Annotated in this window: 16 protein-coding genes; 9 read left to right on the top strand and 7 right to left on the bottom strand. The window is 74.5% G+C overall.

Annotated features, from left to right (window positions below):
* Positions 1-138: 138 nt before the first annotated feature.
* The 4 genes from ACQPYX_RS18095 to ACQPYX_RS18080 form a co-directional block, all read right to left on the bottom strand.
* Positions 139-1,134, bottom strand: a complete 996-nt coding sequence (locus tag ACQPYX_RS18095; protein WP_433798694.1) for an adenylate/guanylate cyclase domain-containing protein — start codon at positions 1,132-1,134, stop codon at positions 139-141.
* Positions 1,131-1,577 (bottom strand): universal stress protein, encoded by a 447-nt coding sequence (locus ACQPYX_RS18090; protein WP_230751902.1) that lies wholly within the window; start codon positions 1,575-1,577, stop codon positions 1,131-1,133. Before ACQPYX_RS18090 ends, ACQPYX_RS18095 begins: the two co-directional genes overlap by 4 nt.
* 93 nt (positions 1,578-1,670) lie before the next feature.
* A complete protein-coding gene (locus tag ACQPYX_RS18085) occupies positions 1,671-2,909 on the bottom strand; it encodes a lycopene cyclase family protein (protein WP_433798693.1) in 1,239 nt (412 codons plus the stop codon).
* Positions 2,885-3,268, bottom strand: coding sequence for a hypothetical protein (locus tag ACQPYX_RS18080; RefSeq protein ID WP_433798692.1), 384 nt, complete (start codon positions 3,266-3,268; stop codon positions 2,885-2,887). Before ACQPYX_RS18080 ends, ACQPYX_RS18085 begins: the two co-directional genes overlap by 25 nt.
* Positions 3,269-3,396: 128 nt before the next feature.
* Here ACQPYX_RS18080 and ACQPYX_RS18075 point away from each other — a divergent pair, with 128 nt between their 5' ends.
* The 9 genes from ACQPYX_RS18075 to ACQPYX_RS18035 all read left to right on the top strand — a co-directional run bounded on the left by ACQPYX_RS18075 (position 3,397) and on the right by ACQPYX_RS18035 (position 13,675).
* The gene (locus ACQPYX_RS18075) at positions 3,397-5,019 is read left to right on the top strand and encodes an ABC-F family ATP-binding cassette domain-containing protein (RefSeq protein ID WP_433798691.1); all 1,623 of its coding nucleotides are present in this window, start codon (positions 3,397-3,399) and stop codon (positions 5,017-5,019) included.
* Positions 5,020-5,214: 195 nt separating this feature from the next.
* Positions 5,215-5,427, top strand: coding sequence for a helix-turn-helix domain-containing protein (locus ACQPYX_RS18070; RefSeq protein ID WP_026204731.1), 213 nt, complete (start codon positions 5,215-5,217; stop codon positions 5,425-5,427).
* A gap of 254 nt (positions 5,428-5,681) precedes the next feature.
* Entirely contained in the window at positions 5,682-7,535 is a 1,854-nt protein-coding gene (locus ACQPYX_RS18065; protein ID WP_433803752.1) for an ABC transporter ATP-binding protein, read from the top strand.
* A gap of 159 nt (positions 7,536-7,694) precedes the next feature.
* Entirely contained in the window at positions 7,695-9,071 is a 1,377-nt protein-coding gene (egtA, locus tag ACQPYX_RS18060; protein WP_433798690.1) for an ergothioneine biosynthesis glutamate--cysteine ligase EgtA, read from the top strand.
* Positions 9,068-10,411, top strand: coding sequence for an ergothioneine biosynthesis protein EgtB (gene egtB / locus ACQPYX_RS18055; protein ID WP_433798689.1), 1,344 nt, complete (start codon positions 9,068-9,070; stop codon positions 10,409-10,411). Before egtA ends, egtB begins: the two co-directional genes overlap by 4 nt.
* Positions 10,412-10,417: 6 nt before the next feature.
* Positions 10,418-11,176, top strand: coding sequence for an ergothioneine biosynthesis protein EgtC (gene egtC, locus ACQPYX_RS18050; RefSeq protein WP_433798688.1), 759 nt, complete (start codon positions 10,418-10,420; stop codon positions 11,174-11,176).
* Between the two features lie 90 nt (positions 11,177-11,266).
* On the top strand, positions 11,267-12,250 hold the full coding sequence (egtD, locus tag ACQPYX_RS18045; protein ID WP_433798687.1) for an L-histidine N(alpha)-methyltransferase: 984 nt from the start codon (positions 11,267-11,269) through the stop codon (positions 12,248-12,250).
* Positions 12,250-12,765, top strand: coding sequence for a class I SAM-dependent methyltransferase (locus ACQPYX_RS18040; protein ID WP_433798686.1), 516 nt, complete (start codon positions 12,250-12,252; stop codon positions 12,763-12,765). Before egtD ends, ACQPYX_RS18040 begins: the two co-directional genes overlap by 1 nt.
* Positions 12,734-13,675 carry a DMT family transporter gene (locus ACQPYX_RS18035; protein ID WP_433798685.1) on the top strand — a complete coding sequence of 314 codons (942 nt, stop codon included), beginning with the start codon at positions 12,734-12,736 and terminating at the stop codon, positions 13,673-13,675. Before ACQPYX_RS18040 ends, ACQPYX_RS18035 begins: the two co-directional genes overlap by 32 nt.
* Here the strand turns inward: ACQPYX_RS18035 and ACQPYX_RS18030 are convergent.
* Genes ACQPYX_RS18030 through ACQPYX_RS18020 form a run of 3 tightly spaced genes read right to left on the bottom strand, consistent with a single transcriptional unit; the run spans position 13,656 to position 15,825 of the window.
* Positions 13,656-14,045, bottom strand: a complete 390-nt coding sequence (locus ACQPYX_RS18030; RefSeq protein WP_433798684.1) for a hypothetical protein — start codon at positions 14,043-14,045, stop codon at positions 13,656-13,658. The genes ACQPYX_RS18035 and ACQPYX_RS18030 overlap by 20 nt on opposite strands.
* A gap of 29 nt (positions 14,046-14,074) precedes the next feature.
* Positions 14,075-15,214, bottom strand: a complete 1,140-nt coding sequence (locus ACQPYX_RS18025; protein ID WP_433798683.1) for an FAD-dependent monooxygenase — start codon at positions 15,212-15,214, stop codon at positions 14,075-14,077.
* A 35-nt stretch (positions 15,215-15,249) separates the two neighbouring features.
* On the bottom strand, positions 15,250-15,825 hold the full coding sequence (locus ACQPYX_RS18020) for a TetR/AcrR family transcriptional regulator (protein WP_433798682.1): 576 nt from the start codon (positions 15,823-15,825) through the stop codon (positions 15,250-15,252).
* Positions 15,826-15,894: the final 69 nt, after the last annotated feature.

Genomic DNA, 15,894 nt, shown 5'->3' with positions numbered 1-15,894 from the left:
TCGGACGCAGGGCGCGGAGATTCGCTACATCTCGGTGATCGTGCTCGGCGCGGCAGCAGGTCGGCGCCCGACGATGTGGCGGGACTGCCACTGTTACGCCAGTAATGACGCTTCGCTGCCACCGCGGGGAGGGGGCTGTCAGGAGCGGCGGCGCGCCACGTGCGGCTTGAGGTGCTTGTAGCCCCGCACGTGCAGGGCCGGCACCGAGCGGAGGTCGACGTCCAGGTCGGACGCGCGGACGGCGTCGGTCATCTCGTCGTCGAGCAGCGTCGTCCCGGGACGGGCGTGCGAGGTGAGGCGGCTCGCGATGTTCACCGTCGGGCCGTACACGTCGCCGTAGCGGGGCAGGACGTCTCCGTAGGCGAGCCCGACGCGCAGGGCGAGGCGGTCGTCGGGATCGGGGACCTCGTCGTGCAGCGCGAACGCGATCTCGCACGCGGACGACGCGTCGCCACACACGAACAGGACCTCGTCGCCCAGGGTCTTCACGATCCGGCCGCCGAAGCGGGAGACGACGTCGTTGGACACGCCTTCGAAGCGCTCCAGCAACGCGCGCAGCTCGTCGGAGTCGATGCGCCGCGACAACGAGGTGAAGCCGACGATGTCGGCGAACCCGACCGCGGCGCTGGACGTGCGGCCGTCGTCCTCCTCGCCCTCCTCGGAGGCCAGTGCGGACATCATGCGTCCGGCGGTGACCAGCAGGTGTCGCCGCCAGGTGTAGGCCTGCAGCTTCTCGATGAGCGGGACGAGCGAGCGCACCGAGTCGACGACCGCCGCGGGGTCGTCGGCCGTCCCACGGTCCGCGATCACCCGGCGCAGCAGGTTCGCCTGCCACTCCGCGAGCCGGGCCATGCTCTGCCCGAGCGTGCGCGCGATGGCGAGCGCCTCGCCCTCGTCGAACGCGTCCTGCGCCAACAGGTCCTCGACGTAGGAGAGCGCGTCCAGGTCGGACTCGGCGAACGCCTCGACGTCGTCGGCCACCCGGGGGAAGCCCAGGGCACTCCACAGCCGGCCGGTCTGCTCCAGGGACACCCCGGCCCGGTCGGCGACGTCCGCACGCCGCAGCGTGCGGTCGCCGCCGATCAGGAGGTCCTCGACCTCCCGCCGGGCCTCGCCCCAGGAGGGCTCGCTCACGTCGTGTGGACGATGAGCACGTCGGTCGGGGCCTTCCGGGAGATGCCCTGCGGCACGGAGCCGAGCAGGCGGCCGGAGAGGCTGTTCAGGCCGCGGTTCCCGATGACGAGCAGGTCGGCCTTGCGGTCGGTGACCACCGAGGTGACGACCTCGATCGGGTCACCCTCCTTGGCGACCGTCTCGACCTCGCCGACGCCCTTGGCCGACGCGCGCTCCTTCGCGGTGCGCAGCGCCTCCTCCGCCGGGGTCGACCCCACGACGTGGTAGGCCGCGTCCTCACCGAGGGCCCGCTCGGCCTCCCCGGTGTTCTTGGCGGGGTGGTACGCGCTGATGATCAGCAGGGTGGCTCCCGAGTCCGCGGCGACGGTGGCCGCGCGGTCCACCGCCCGGTACGAGGAGTCGGATCCGTCCGTGCCGACGGCGACGAGCTGATAGGCGCCCATGGTGGTCTGCTCCGATTTCTGGCGGTCTCATCCCGCCCGTCCACGAAACGAGCGAGGGCCGCGTCTGGTCACGCGATACTCCGTTCGGTCGGACTAGTACCCGTCCTGGCCCGATTGCTCGCGTCCGGCACCCAGAAGTGATCCGGCGATCAGGTGACCGCGCAGTCGCGGCGAGAGGTGCCTGAACACCGAGAGCATCGCCCGGACCGAACCGCCGACGTCGTCGTGCGCCCCCAGGTACCCCCGCTGCGCGGTCGCCGGGAGGCTGAAGAACCGCTCGAAGAACTCCGGGACCTCGGACGGCGGCATCCGCAGCAGCACGTCCAGCCCGCGCCGCCGCATGGCGTGCACGACCTGCCCCGCCGCGGGCCGCACCGCTCGACCGGCCGCGTCGACCCAGGCTGCATGGTCGGATCGAGTGGCGAGCACGTCCGCCAGTCGAGTGGCGACCTCGAGCGACCTCGTCAGGGAGTAACCGGTGGCCGGGTGCACCAGCGAGGCCGCCGCACCGAGCGGGACGACCCCGGCGGGGGACCGGTGCGGCGGGGTGTCCACCGGGAACCGCACGTGCTCGACGCGCGTGCGGTCGTCGAGCGGGATCTCGTCCGCGCGCAGCCCGCACGCGAGCAGGCGGCGACGCAACCGGTCGGCGAGCTCGGGCAGCGGGAGACCGGGACGGCGGGCGAGCGAGGTCTCCTCGAGCAGCCAGTCGTCGCCGCCGAGCGGGATGGCGTAGAGGAACGTCGGCCAGCCCGGGCAGCCGTGCAGCGGACGCCAGTCCATGAAGACCAGGCGGCCGCCGGTGGCCCGGGCAGCCACCGCCGACGGCACCACCACGCCCACCGCCGTCTGCTCGGCGGCCCGGGGCGGCCGCCGTCGGGACCGGGAGAGGGCCTGGGTGGCACCGCTGGCGTCGAGGACCAGCCCCGCGGCGACCCGGGTGCCGCTGTCGAGCACCGCCGCCCCGTCCTCGACGCCGACGACCCGCCCGCGGTGCACCGCGACGTCCGGCACGCGCAGCGCGTCCTGCAGCGCGCCGGTGTCCAGCACCGCGTAGTCGCCGGCCAGTGGGTGGGTCCGGCGGGCGATCGCGAACCCCGGACCGCAGGCGGCGACGACGGCCCCGGGCAGCGCGTCCGGGCCGGTCAGCGGCACCTCGTCGGCCCAGGCGCCGTAGGTGTGGCGCCACCGCCGATCCGGGTGCGGGTCGACCAGCGTCACCGCGAGCCCCCGCCGGGCACACGCCCGCGCGGCCGACCAGCCCGCCGGACCGCCCCCGGCGACGAGGACGTCGGCCCGGCGCCCGGTCAGTCGTCGATCTCCCGCTCCCACGCGGCGAGTCTTTCGCGATCGGCCTTCGCCCGCGCGTTCCAGTCCCGCATGGCCTGGGGGTAGCCGGTCACCTGCACGTCGTAGACCGGCACCTTGCACCGGCGGGCGAGCCGCTCGGCCGCCCGCGGCGTGCCCACCCGGCGACGGGTCCACTCGCCGTCCTTGGCCACGGCCACGACGGTGGTGTCGGTCGCGGTGGTCTCCGGCTCGACGAAGAACTCGACCCCGGTGCGGCTGCCCGCGAACGCGCGCAGGTGCTCCAGGTCGGCCGGGCCGCCCTCCCGGTCGAGGACCTGACGGCGGCCGTCGGCCCCGAGGCCGGACGACCCCGTGCGGCGAAACCAGTTGAACAGGCCCATACCGTCCATTATCCGGGACGGATGTGAAGCAGCCCTACGCGCCGCGGGCTGTCGGGATCGTCACTGCGGACCGTGCATCCTCACCGACCGGCGGACCGTGCGCAACGCCTCGCCTACACTGGACCCCCGTGATCACCGCGTCCGACCTCGAGCTGCGCGCCGGCTCCCGCGTCCTGCTCGCCGGGGTGACCCTGCGCGTGCAGCCGGGGGACCGCATCGCGTTCGTCGGCCGCAACGGCGCCGGGAAGACCACCTCGCTGCGGGCGATCGCCGGGGAGTCCGAGCCCTACGGCGGCACGATCCGCTCCACCGGCCCCGTCGGGTACCTGCCGCAGGACCCGCGCGAGGGCGACCTCTCCGTGCTCGCGCGCGACCGCGTGCTCTCCGCCCGCGGCCTCGACCAGATCCTGCGCGACATGGAGAAGGTCCAGACGGCGATGGCCGAACTTGCCGACGACGCCGAGCGGGACCGGGCGATCGCACGCTTCGGCCGGCTCGAGGAGCGGTTCAGCGACCTGGGCGGGTACGCCGCGGAGAGCGAGGCCGGCCGCATCTGCTCCAACCTCGGCCTGCCCGACCGCGTACTCGCCCAGCCCCTGGAGACCCTCTCCGGCGGTCAGCGGCGCCGGGTCGAGCTCGCCCGCATCCTCTTCGCCGCGTCCGGCGACGGCGGCAACTCCGGCACCACGCTGCTGCTCGACGAGCCGACCAACCACCTCGACGCCGACTCGATCTCGTGGCTACGGACCTTCCTCAAGGCCTACGACGGCGGGGTCGTGGTGATCAGCCACGACACCGACCTGCTCGCGGACGTCGTCAACAAGGTGTGGTTCCTCGACGCCACCCGCGGCGAGCTCGACGTCTACAACATGAACTGGAAGAACTACCTGCAGGCCCGGGCCGACGACGAGGCCCGGCGCAAGCGGGAGCGCGCCAACGCCGAGAAGAAGGCCTCCGCGCTCTCGGCGCAGGCCGCGAAGATGGGGGCGAAGGCCACGAAGGCCGTCGCCGCCAAGCAGATGCAGCGCCGCGCCGACGCACTGCTCGCGAACCTCGACGAGGAGCGGGTGGCCGACCGGGTCGCCGCGATCCGCTTCCCCACGCCGCAGCCGTGCGGGCGGACGCCGCTGACCGCCTCCGGGCTGTCCAAGAGCTACGGCTCCCTCGAGGTGTTCACCGGCGTCGACCTCGCGGTGGACCGCGGCTCCCGGGTGGTCATCCTCGGGCTCAACGGGGCCGGGAAGACCACGCTGCTGCGGATCATGGCGGGCGTCGAGAGCCCGGACACCGGGGGCGTGACGCCGGGACACGGGCTGCGCACCGGCTACTTCGCGCAGGAGCACGACACGCTCGACATGGACCGCACCGTCTGGCAGAACGCGCGCTCGGCGGCGCCGGACACCCCCGAGCAGCAGCTGCGGACGCTGCTCGGTGCGTTCCAGTTCACCGGCGAGCAACTCGACCAGCCCGCCGGCACCCTCTCCGGCGGTGAGCGCACCCGGCTGGCCCTGGCCGGGCTGGTCTCCAGCGCCGCGAACGTGCTGCTCCTCGACGAGCCGACGAACAACCTCGACCCGGCCTCCCGGGAGAAGGTGCTCGACGCGCTGCGCCATTACGAGGGCGCCGTCGTGCTCGTGACGCACGACCCGGGCGCGGTCGAGGCGCTCGAACCGGAGCGGGTCATCCTGCTCCCGGACGGCACCGAGGACCACTTCAACGCCGAGCACCTGGAGCTCGTGGAGCTCGCCTGATCCTGCATGCGGAATGCCGTTGATCGTCGAACGGCCTTGCTGAGCTGGAACGATGGCGATTGGTCCCTGCGGGGGTGATCTCGCTCCGATCGGCCCAACCGCTCACCGATCATGTGGAATGTGCCGTGGCGCACACCGCCTCCGGCGATCATCATGGGTCGACCGGGCACCGTCCGGGAGAGGGGTGGATGAACCATGGCCGACCTGAAGAAGGGCGCCCGCATCACGGGCGACCAGCGGGACAAGCTCGCGACGGATCTCAAGAAGAAGTACGAGAAGGGGGCGAGCATCCGCTCGCTCGCGGAGTCCACGGGCCGTTCCTACGGCTTCGTGCACCGGGTGCTCTCCGAGTCCGGGGTCACCCTGCGGGGGCGCGGTGGCGCCACCCGCACCAAGAAGACCTCCTGACGACTCCTCGTCGCGGCGTCTCCCGGGTCCGTCCAGCAGCGGGCGGTTCGGGTCCGCGGCCCGTCCTGCTCTGCGCGAACACCGACCGGTGTGCGCGCGTCGTCACGCCCTCCGGCGGATAATCGGGGGCCGGACCGGCGGACCACCACCCGCCGCGGCCGCCGGGACGTCCGCTTGACCTCGACCTTCGTCGAGGTCGCACGCTCGGGGCCAGGTCCGAGCGAGGTGGGGAGAGCGGCGTGGAGAACGCCTGGATGTTGATGATGTCGATGTCGCGGGACGACAAACTCCCGCGATCGGTGCCCAAGGGCACCCTGCCGCGCATCTGGCGGTTCGCCGCGGCCCACCACCGGATGCTCTACGGCTTCCTCGCGCTGACCACGGTCTCCGCCGTGATCGCGGTCGGGGTCCCGGTGCTCGCCGGCCGCGTCGTGGACGCCATCGTCAACCGGACCGGGCTCAGCACCGTCATCTGGATCGCGGCGGCCATCGCCGGGCTCGCGGTCGCCGACGCCCTCCTCGGCCTCGCCGAGCGCTGGATGAGCTCCCGCATCGGCGAGGGGCTGATCTACGACCTGCGCCGCGCCGTCTTCGGCCACGTACAGGCGATGCCGGTCGCCTTCTTCACGCGCACCCGCACCGGCTCGCTCGTCAGCCGCCTCAACAACGACGTCATCGGCGCGCAGCGGGCGTTCACATCGACCCTCTCGGGTCTGGTGACCAACGTGATCCAGCTGGTGCTGACCGTCGCCGTGATGATCACCCTCGCCTGGCAGATCACGCTGCTCGCCCTCGTGCTGCTGCCGATCTTCATCCTGCCGGCGCGGCGGATGGGCCGGACGATCGCCGCGCTCCAGCGGGAGTCGGCGAACCTCAACGCCGCGATGACCGGGCAGATGACCGAACGGTTCTCGGCGGGCGGCGCGACCCTGGTCAAGCTGTTCGGGCGCCCGCAGGCCGAGGCCGAGGAGTTCGGCGACCGCGCCGACCGCGTCCGCGCCATCGGCGTCCGCACCGCGATGGCCAACCGCGTCTTCATGACGAGCCTGACGCTGGTCAGCGCCCTCGCGCAGGCGATGGTCTACGGCGTCGGCGGCTGGCTCGCGTTCACCGGGCGCATCGAGGCCGGCACGGTCGTGAGCCTCGCGCTGCTGCTGACCCGCCTCTACGGCCCGCTGACCCAGCTCGCGAACGCCCGGGTGGACGTCATGAGCGCGCTCGTGAGCTTCGAGCGGGTCTTCGAGGTGCTGGACCTGAAGCCCTCGCTCACCGAGCGACCCGATGCCACTCCGCTCCCGGCGACCCCGCTCGGGGTGCGGCTGCGCGACGTACACTTCACCTACCCCGACGCGTCGACCATCTCGTTGGCGAGCCTGGAGGAGGTCGCGACGCTGGAGCACACCGAGAACCACGAGGTGCTGCACGGCGTCGACCTCGAGGTGGCGCCGGGGCAGATGCTCGCCCTCGTCGGGCCGTCGGGGGCCGGGAAGTCGACGATCGCGTCGCTGGTGCCGCGGCTCTACGACGTGGACTCGGGCGCCGTGGAGGTCGGCCGCGACGGCGCCTGGACCGACATCCGGGACACCTCGTTCGCCGACCTGCGGGGGGCGATCGGGGTCGTCACCCAGGACGGCCACCTCTTCCACGACACCATCGCCGGGAACCTCCGCTACGCGAAGCCCGAGGCCACCGATGCGGAACTGGTCACCGCCCTGCGGCGGGCCCGGCTCGGCGCCCTGCTCGCCGACCTGCCCGACGGGTTGCGGACCGTGGTCGGCGAGCGCGGCTACCGGCTCTCCGGCGGGGAGCGCCAGCGGCTGACGATCGCACGCCTGCTGCTGGCCGCCCCGCGGGTCGTCATCCTCGACGAGGCCACGGCCCACCTCGACTCCGAGTCGGAGGTGGCGGTCCAGGAGGCGCTCACGGAGGCGCTGGTCGGACGCACCGCGATCGTGATCGCCCACCGGCTCTCCACGATCCGCAGCGCCGACACCATCGCGGTGGTGGAGGACGGCCGGGTCGTCGAGCAGGGATCGCACGACGTGCTGCTCGCCCGCGCGGGGCGCTACGCGGATCTCCACCACACCCAGTTCGCCGGGGCAGCATGATCACGGATGGTGATGTTGTCGGGGGTACGTGATACGCCGGACACCGGCGTTCGAACCCCTGCAGCGGCCGGTGCCCGCGTGTAGCGTCGTTCGCCGTGCCGCACGGGACCCGTGGGGCGCAGGTGAATCACCTCCGAGCACCGAGGGGAGTGAGACGACATGGCTGCCCCCGCGATCGAGCTCGATCCGGCCGCTCCGGTCCCCGACCGGGCGGCCGCCGCGGCGTACGTGGCGTCCGTCTGCTTCAAGCACGGCCCGCCGCGGCTGCTGGGCGCCGAACTGGAGTGGCTGGTCCGCTCCGCCTGGCGCCCGGAGAAGGAGATCGACCCCGCCCAGTTGCTGCGGGTGCTCGGGCCCCACGCCCCGGGCACGCTGCGCACCTCCGTCCCCACCGTCACCGGCGCCCCGCCGTCGTCCCTCGCCCCACCCGCTCCGGAGCCGCTCCCCGCCGGGAGCACCGTCACCGTCGAGCCCGGGGGCCAGGTCGAGATCGCCACCCCGCCCCTGAAGAACCTGTCCTCGCTGGTGAGAGCGGTGCAGACCGACGCCGCCACCATCCGGGAGCGCCTCGCCACCGAGGGACTCGCCCTCGTCGACCGCGCGGCCGACCCGCTGCGCCCCCCGCGCCGCATCCTCCGTGTCCCGCGCTACGCCGCCATGGAGGCGGCGTTCGACCGCGTGGGCCCGCACGGCCGCACCATGATGTGCTCCACCTCCGCGGTCCAGCTGTGCCTGGACGCGGGGGAGGGCTCGCAGGTCGCGGCCCGCTGGCAGACGCTGCACGAGATCGGCCCGACGCTCGTCGGGATGTTCGCCAACTCGCCCGCCGCGCACGGCCGACGGACGGGGTGGAAGTCCTCCCGGATGGCCGCGTGGCTCTCGCTCGACCCCGACCGCACCCGCCCGCCGGTCCTGCTGGGCGACGACCCGGCCGCCGAGTGGGCCGAGCGCGCCCTCGGCACGCAGCTGCTGTGCGTCCGTCGCCACGGCCACTGGAACGCGCCGCCGGCGGTGACCTTCGGTGACTGGATCGACGGCAGCGGTGGACTCGAGGACGCGCCCACCTGGGACGACCTCGACTACCACCTGACCACGCTGTTCCCCCCGGTCCGCCCGCACGGACACGTCGAGGTCCGCTACGTCGACCAGCAGCCCGGCGGCGAGTGGGCGGTTCCGCTCGCCCTGATCACCGGGCTGCTCGCCGACCCCACCACGCTCGACCGGGCCCGCGACGTCGTCGCGCCGGTCACCCACCGCTGGGTCGCCGCCGCCCGCCACGGACTCGACGACGACGAGCTCCGGCAGGCGGCCTGCGGGCTGGTCGAGCTCGCGACCGCCGGCCTGTCCACCACCGAGCCCGAGCTGGCGGCCCTCGTCGGCGAGGTCGCGGAACGGCGCACCCTGCGCGGCCGCTGCCCCGCCGACGACGCCACCGTCGAGCCCGGCGAGGGCGAGCTCGGACCCGCCGTCGAGAACCCCTACCCGTACCCGCGTGACCCGGACGACCCGGTCCGCCCCGGAGGCGATCCCGCATGACCCGCTATCCCGACGACCTCCGTGCCCGACTCGCCGACGAGCTCGCCACCGCCCGCCGGCGGACGCAGGCGCTGGCCGACGCCGTGGACGACGTCGAGCTGACCCGCCAGCACTCGCCGCTGATGTCGCCGCTGCACTGGGACGTCGCGCACATCGCGAACATGGAGGACTTCTGGCTGGTCCGGCGGGCCACACCGGGAGACGACGTGGGCCCCGGGGTGCGCGAGGACATCGACCACCTCTACGACGCGTTCACCAACCCCCGCGCCGGTCGCCCCCAGCTCCCGCTGCTCGATCCCGTCGAGGCGCGGGCGTACGGCGCGACGGTGCGCGAGCGCACGCTGGAGATCCTGGACGCGGCCGGTCCGGACGGCCGCGCCCTGCTCGAGGACGGGTTCGTCTACGGGATGATCGCCCAGCACGAGCAGCAGCACGTGGAGACGATGCTCGCCACGCACCAGCTCCGGGTCGGTCCGGCGGCGCTGCACGCCCCGCCGCCGCCCGCCTCCGAGCACGCGCAGGACCTGATCGGCACCGAGGTGTTCCACCCGGGCGGCCGGTTCACCATGGGCGTCGACGCGACCGGCCCCGACGTGTACGCCCTGGACAACGAGCGCCCGGCCCACCCGGTCGACGTCGAGCCGTTCCACCTCGGCGCCGTGCCGGTGACCAACGGCGAGTACGCCCGGTTCGTCGACGACGGCGGGTACGACCGGCGCGAGCTGTGGTCCGACGCGGGCTGGGAGCAGATCACCGCCGAGGGCTGGGTCGCCCCGATGACCTGGGAGAAGGTCGACGGCGCCTGGCACCGGACGAGCTTCGGCGAGCGGCAGGCGATCGCCGACGTCGCCGACCAGCCGGTCCTGCACGTCTGCTTCCACGAGGCCGACGCCTACGCCCGGTGGGCCGGGCGACGCCTGCCCACCGAGGTCGAGTGGGAGTACGCCGCGCGGTTCGACCCGGCGTCGGGGGAGACCCGGCGCTTCCCGTGGGGCGACGACGACCCGACGCCCGAGCGCGCGAACCTCGACCAGCGCCACCTGCAGCCCGCGCCCGTCGGCGCGTACCCGCAGGGCGCCTCGCCGCTCGGGGTGCACCAGCTCGTCGGCGACGTGTGGGAGTGGCTGGACTCGGGCTTCGAGGGGTACCCCGGGTTCGCCCCGTTCCCGTACAAGGAGTACTCCGAGGTGTTCTTCGGCGGGGACTTCCGGATGCTGCGCGGCTCGTCGTTCGGCGTGGGGTCGATCAACGCGCGCACCACGTTCCGCAACTGGGACCTGCCGATCCGGCGCCAGATCTTCTCCGGCTTCCGGCTGGCCCGCTCGGCAGGGGACGCCTGATCCCCGATGTGCCGACACCTGGGACACGTGGGTCCGCGCCCGGTCACCCTGGCCTCGCGGGTGACCGAGCCGCCGCACTCGCTGCTCGTGCAGTCCTACGCCCCCGCCGACATGCGCGGGGGCGGGACGGTGAACGCCGACGGCTTCGGCGTCGGCTGGTACGGCGCGGGCCCGGGCACCGCGCACTCGTACCGGCAACCGGTGCCGATGTGGACCGACGCCTCGTTCCTCGACCTGGCCACGGCCGTGTCCTCGACCGCGTTCGTGGCGGCCGCACGGTCGGCGACGGTCGGGATGCCCGTGTCGACCGGCGCGTGCGCCCCGTTCCGCGACGGCACCCGCGTGTTCAGCCACAACGGCGTCGTCCGCGGCTGGCCCGGGTCGCTGCGTGACCTCGCCGCCGAGCTCGACCCCGAGACGCTCATGACGCTCGAGGCGCCGACCGACTCGGCGGTGCTCTGGGCCCTGGTCCGCCGCCGCCTCGACGCGGGCAAGGACCCGGCCGACGCGGTCGCCGACGTCGTGACGCGCACCCTCGCCGCGGCGCCGGGTTCGCGGCTCAACCTGCTGCTCCTGACGACGGGCCCGGCCGGGGAGCCGGTGCTGGTGGCCACCGCGGTGGACCACGCGCTGTCGTGGCGCTCCGACGCCGACGGCGTGACCGTCGCGTCCGAACCGCTCGACGCGGGGGACTGGACCCCGGTCGACGACCTGCGCCTGCTCGTGGTCCGCGACACCGCGACGGTCGAGGTCACCGCCCTGTAGCGACCCGCACTCCCCACCCCTGATTCCCGATGCCGTGAACCAGGCCCTCCACCGCGGTGGGCCGCGACCGATCGGACGTGAACCCCCGCCGTGAGCACCCATGGCACTCTCCCCACCGTCGACGTCCACCTCACCGAGGCGGACGCCGACGCCGCGCTGCGCGCCGACGCGCGGCGCGGGCTGACCGCGACGCCGAAGGTGCTGCGCCCCCAGTGGCTCTACGACGCCCGGGGCTCCGAGCTGTTCGAGCAGATCACCGCCCAGCCCGAGTACTACCCCTTCGTCGCCGAGCGCGAGGCGCTCGCGACCCACGCCGCCGAGATCGCCCGGATCGCGGAGGCCGACACGTTCGTCGAGCTCGGGTCCGGCTCGTCGACGAAGAGCAGGCTGCTGCTCGACGCCATGTCCGACACCGGTCGGCTGCGCCACTACGTCCCCGTGGACGTCTCGGCCGCGGCGCTCGAGGACGCGGTGCCGGCCCTGGTGGAGGGCTATCCCGACCTCGACGTCCACGGCGTCGTCGGCGACTTCATCGCCGACCTGCGCAGCATCCCCGCGGTCGGGCGCCGGCTCGTCGTGCTGCTCGGCGGCACCGTCGGCAACTTCGAGCCCGAGGAGCGCGAGGCCTTCCTCACCGCCCTGTCCGAGACGCTCTCGAGCGGCGAGCACTTCCTCGTCGGCACCGACCTGGTCAAGGACGAGGCCACGCTCGTCGCCGCCTACGACGACGCCGCCGGAGTCACCGCCGCCTTCGAGCTCAACGCGCTCACCGTGCTCAACCGGGTGCTCGGCGCCGACTTCGACCTCGACGGCTTCGACTACGTCGCGGCCTGGGTGCCGCAGTCGAGCCGTATCGAGATGCGGGTCCGCGCCCGCCGGGCCATGACGGTCCGGGTGCCGGCGCTCGACCTCACCGTCGAGTTCGCCGCGGGCGAGGAGATGCGCACCGAGATCTCCACCAAGTTCACGCGGGCGGGGATCGCCGCCGAGCTCGACGCGGCCGGGTTCGACGCGGTCGCGTGGTTGCCCGACCCGGCCGAGCGCTTCGGGCTGACCCTGGCCCGCCGCCGGTAGTGGACTGGAACGACCGCTTCGCGGCCTCGGGGGTCGGGCGCCCGGGGCCCCCGTCGGTGCTCGTCGGGCGGGAGGAACTCGTCCCGACGACGGGTCGGGCGCTCGACGTCGCCTGCGGACGCGGGACGGTCGCGGTGTGGCTCGCCGCGCGCAGCCTCGCCGTCGACGCCGTCGACGCCGCCCCGGCCGGGCTCGCGCTCGGCCGGGAGCTCGCCGACGCCGAGGGGGTGTCGGTGCGCTGGATCGAGGCCGACCTCGACGACGGGCTCCCCGTGGCGGGCAGCTACGACGTCGTCGTCCAGCAGCGGTTCCGTGACCCGCTGCTCTACCCGGCGCTCGCGGGACTGCTGGCGCCCGGCGGGCTGTTGGTGGTGACGGTGCTGTCGACGGTCGGCGACACCGGAGGGCGGTTCCGCGCGGCACCCGGCGAGCTCCGGGCGGCGTTCGGACACCTCGACGTACTCGTCGACGAGGAGGGCGACGGTGAGGCCCACCTGGTGGCGCGGCTCCGCTGACCTGACCTGGCTCGTCGCGCTCGGCGCGGCGCTCTGGGGCACCGACGCACTGCTGCGCGCCCCGCTGGCCGGCGCGCTGCCCGCGGCGAGCATCGTGTTCTGGGAGCACCTGATCATCGTCGTGGTGCTCGTGCCGTGGCTGCCCCGCGCGTGGCGGGCGTTCCGCGCGATGCACCCCCGGGCCCGGGCCGCGATGGTGGTGATCGGGGCCGGCTCGTCCGCGCTGGCCACCGTGCTGTTCACGCAGGCCCTGATGCTGGGCGACCCGATCACCCCGCTGGTCCTGCAGAAGATCCAGCCCCTGGTCGCGGCCCTCGGCGCCGCGTGGTTGCTCGGGGAACGCCTGCGCCGGGGCTACTGGGCGTACGCGGTGCCGGCGCTGATCGGGGCCTGGCTGCTCGCCTTCGCCGACCCGCTCGACGTCGGGGTGCGGGCCCTCACGGCCGCGCTGCTCGCCGCGGCCTCGGCGGTGCTGTGGGCGGCGGGCACCGTGCTCGGCCGCTACGTGGGCGCCGCGTCGGCGGCGACGCCGTGGGAGATCACGGTGCTGCGCTTCGCGGTCGGCCTGCCGGCCGCCCTCGCGGTCCTGCTCGTGAGCAGGGGACCGGTCGCGGTCTCGCCGGGCCAGCTGCCGCCGCTGGTCGCGCTGGCCCTGGTACCCGGCCTGCTCGGTCTGGCCCTGTACTACCCGGGCCTGCGCCGCACCCCGGCGGCGCGGGCCACCCTCGCCGAACTGGCGTTCCCGGTCACGGCGACCGTCCTGGGCGTCACGCTGCTCGGCGGCACCCTCACGACGACGCAGGTGGTCGGGCTCGTCGTGGTCGCGGTCTCGGTGACGGCGCTCGGCCTGCGCGAACGGTCGCGGCGGCCGGTGGTGGCCGCCGCGGAGGTCACGGCGCCCGGCAGATGACGTCCTGGCCGGGCACGGTGATCGTCTGCGCGGCGACGGTCTGCCCGTCGACCTGGATGCGGCACGAGAGCCGCGACCCGGGCGGCACGCCGACCGACCCGGCCTGCAGCTTGGGCGACGGGGCGTAAGGCACCGTCAGCGTCATCTCGTACGGCAGGCCGGTGAAGTTGACCTGCTCGTTGCTGCCGAGCTCGCCGACCGTCACGTAGCGCCCGAAGGACGCCCCGCCGCCCGTCCCGGTCACCGAGAACGAGACGGTGTACTGCCGCGCCGGCGGCGGTGGCGGCGCGGACGAGCACGCGACCGCCCCGACCAGGACCACCGATGCCCCGAGCAGCGCTCCCGCTGCCCGGCCCGTCCTCGTGCCCATCATGATCCTCCCCGGGTGAGGGCGGCAGCCTAGTCCGTGCCGCCCTCCGACCTGCGACCGAGTGGCGGACCCGCGGGTGGCGTCCAGCCGAGCACCCCGTCGAGGCCCCGCAGCGCGAGCGCGGTCGGGACCAGCCGCCCCAGCGCGTCCCGGCCCGTCGTCGGGATCGTCCCGGACAGCCCCGCGACGAGGCCCGCGAGCCGGGCGCGGCGGGTGAGGCGCGCGGTGCGCGGCCGGCGGAGGCGGTCGTAGCGCGCGAGGTCGTCCGCGCCGGCGTCGACGCAGCGCGACAGCACCGCGGCGTCCTCGAGCGCGAGGCACCCGCCCTGGCCGAGGTTGGGGGTCATCGCGTGCGCCGCGTCCCCCGCGAGCACGTGCCGGCCCCGGACGAAGGTGGCCAGCGGCGGCAGCCACGAGAGGCCCGCGACGTGCGCGGAGGCGGGGTCGGCGGCGTCGAGCAGCTCCGGGATCGGCGGGTGGAGGTCGGCAAACCTACGGCGCAGCGCGTCGAGGTCACGGGCGGCGGGCTCGTCCGCGCGCACGACCGCCCAGAGGTTGACCCGGCCGTCGCGCAGCGGGGCGACCCCGGCGTAGCAGCCGTCGCCCCAGGTCTCGCCGCCCTCGGTCGGCGGATCCGGGACGTGCGCGGCGAGGCGCCAGGCCACGGTGCCCGTCGCCCGCGGGCGCGAGCGCGGCGCGACCAGCCGCCGCACCGTCGACCCGATGCCGTCCGCCCCGACGACGAGGTCGGCGTCGATCACGCCGGGCCGCACCACCGGCGCCGAGGTGAGTACGGCGGCGGACGGGAGCGCGTCGCGCAGGATCGCGAGCAGCCGGGCGCGGGGGAGCACGGTGATCCCGTCGCCGTGGCGCTCGATCATCCGGCGCTGGTCGGTGCGCACGATCCAGCGGCCGCGCCGGTCGCGGATGCCGCCCGCCGCCTGGACCAGCCCCTCGTCGCGCACCGCGTCGCCGAGGCCGAGCACGTCGAGCGCCCGCAGCGCGTTCGGCCAGAGCGAGATCCCGCCGCCGAGCCGGCTCGCGCTCCCGTCCCCGGTGGCGTCGTCCGCCAGCCGTTCCCGGACCTCGACGTCCCAGCCCGCGAGGAGCAGGCCCCGGGCGGCCGCCAGCCCGCCGATCCCGCCGCCGACCACCACCGCGCTGCGCACCCCGGGGGCGTCCCCGCAAGCGCCCCGCCCGAACCTCAGGCCGCGGTCGGCCCGTCGATCGCCCGACCGAGCACCGCGCGGATCTCCGCGCGACCGGGCGGCGGGTCGGACATCGCGACCTGCATCAGCAGGCCGCAGAACAGGCCCGCGAGGACCCGGCCGGTGAGCGGGTCGGTCCGGCGGCCGAAGACCTCGACGAGGGCGGCGTCCCAGGCTGCGCCGACCGGACGCAGGGCGGGCCGGTGCAGGGCGGCGACGTAGAGGTCGTACTCGACGACGGTGCTCGTCCGCTCGCCGACGTAGCCCATGACGAGATCGGTCATGGCGTCGGCGAACCCGACGTCCGGGGCGAGCTGCTCCTCCCAGGCCCGGATCGCGCCGATATTGTCGTCGGCGGCGTGGCGCAGGGCCTCCTGCAGCAGGTCGTCGAGGGTCTGGAAGTGGTAGGTCGTCGAGCCCAGCGGCACGTCCGCCACCGCCGCCACGGCCCGGTGGGTCAGGCCGTCGACACCGCGCTCCGCCACCACGGAGATGGCCGCCCGGGCGATCCGTTCCCGACGACGAGGGTCGGCGCGTGGGCGGGCCCGGGTGCCCCTCGGTGCTTCCGCCATCCGTCGATCGCTCTCCGTCGCCGTGCCGTCCGGGAGATCCTAGCGGCGGTCTCCCGTCTGTACAGACGT

The sequence above is a fragment of the Actinomycetospora sp. CA-084318 genome (assembly GCF_050955885.1).
Classification (GTDB): Bacteria; Actinomycetota; Actinomycetes; order Mycobacteriales; family Pseudonocardiaceae; genus Actinomycetospora.
This window is presented reverse-complemented; position numbering and strand designations above follow the sequence as displayed.

Excerpts from the sequence above, each read along its gene's own strand:
- ACQPYX_RS18090 (WP_230751902.1), bottom strand. The coding sequence starts at position 1,577 with ATGGGCGCCTATCAGCTCGTCGCCGTCGGCACGGACGGATCCGACTCC.
- ACQPYX_RS18080 (WP_433798692.1), bottom strand. The coding sequence starts at position 3,268 with ATGGGCCTGTTCAACTGGTTTCGCCGCACGGGGTCGTCCGGCCTCGGG.
- ACQPYX_RS18070 (WP_026204731.1), top strand. The coding sequence starts at position 5,215 with ATGGCCGACCTGAAGAAGGGCGCCCGCATCACGGGCGACCAGCGGGAC.
- ACQPYX_RS18065 (WP_433803752.1), top strand. The coding sequence starts at position 5,682 with ATGTTGATGATGTCGATGTCGCGGGACGACAAACTCCCGCGATCGGTG.
- egtA (WP_433798690.1), top strand. The coding sequence starts at position 7,695 with ATGGCTGCCCCCGCGATCGAGCTCGATCCGGCCGCTCCGGTCCCCGAC.
- egtB (WP_433798689.1), top strand. The coding sequence starts at position 9,068 with ATGACCCGCTATCCCGACGACCTCCGTGCCCGACTCGCCGACGAGCTC.
- egtC (WP_433798688.1), top strand. The coding sequence starts at position 10,418 with ATGTGCCGACACCTGGGACACGTGGGTCCGCGCCCGGTCACCCTGGCC.
- ACQPYX_RS18030 (WP_433798684.1), bottom strand. The coding sequence starts at position 14,045 with ATGGGCACGAGGACGGGCCGGGCAGCGGGAGCGCTGCTCGGGGCATCG.
- ACQPYX_RS18020 (WP_433798682.1), bottom strand. The coding sequence starts at position 15,825 with ATGGCGGAAGCACCGAGGGGCACCCGGGCCCGCCCACGCGCCGACCCT.